The sequence below is a fragment of the Staphylococcus sp. HMSC072B07 genome (assembly GCF_001815505.1).
Lineage (GTDB): Bacteria > Bacillota > Bacilli > Staphylococcales > Staphylococcaceae > Staphylococcus > Staphylococcus simulans.
The window spans coordinates 1-914 of the sequence record NZ_KV820929.1; the positions used below are offsets into that span (position 1 = coordinate 1).

A 914-nucleotide genomic window follows, 5' to 3' on the forward strand; every position below is an offset into this window, starting at 1 on the left:
TTTTTGTTAAAATTATACTATAAATTCAACTTTGAAACAGAACCGTATTATGGAATAGAGATGTTGGTAACATTTATACAGGATCATTATACTTAAGTTTAATTTCGTTATTACAGAACCACACATTCCAACCAGAAGAGAAAGTATGTCTATTTAGTTATGGTTCAGGAGCAGTAGGAGAAATCTTTAGTGGTTCAATCGTTAAAGGATATGACAAAGCATTAGATAAAGAGAAACACTTAAATATGCTAGAATCTAGAGAGCAATTATCAGTCGAAGAATACGAAACATTCTTTAACAGATTTGATAATCAAGAATTTGATTTCGAACGTGAATTGACACAAGATCCATATTCAAAAGTATACTTATACAGTATAGAAGACCATATCAGAACATATAAGATAGAGAAATAAACTAGTGGCCGATTGTGCTTGATGAGCTTGGGACATAAATCCTAACTCGAAATAAATAAGCATATCACTAAACTGATTTTTTAAAGTTTACAGTGATATGCTTATTTTTTTATCTTACGATTTTGTACGTGCATGCTTGCCTAGGGGTATGGCTCGAGCCATTAGTCTCTCGCACATACTATTCCCTCAGGCGTCAGCACTTACAAAATCGGTTGTAATTTTCATTTTTATACGCATTCTTACTGAGATTATACTAATAAGAGGAATAGTAAAAGCAATTCTAAGTAAAATTGCAGATAAGAGGTTTGTTAAAAGCAGTTCTAAGTAAAATTGCAGATAAGAGGTACGTTAAAAGCAATTCCATGCAAAATTGCTGATAAGGGGTAAGTTAAAAGCAGTTCTAAGTAAAATTGCAGATAAGAGGTTTGTTAAAAGCAGTTCTCAGTAAAATTACAGATAAGAGGTACGTTAAAAGCAGTTCTAAGTAAAATTGCAGATAAG

The 914-nt window shown here is 31.8% G+C and carries 1 pseudogene; it reads left to right on the forward strand.

From position 1 onward, the window contains the following. Window positions 1-53: 53 nt before the first annotated feature. Window positions 54-413: pseudogene (locus tag HMPREF3031_RS13045) on the forward strand (hydroxymethylglutaryl-CoA synthase); the annotation flags it as partial. Window positions 414-914 lie beyond the last annotated feature (501 nt).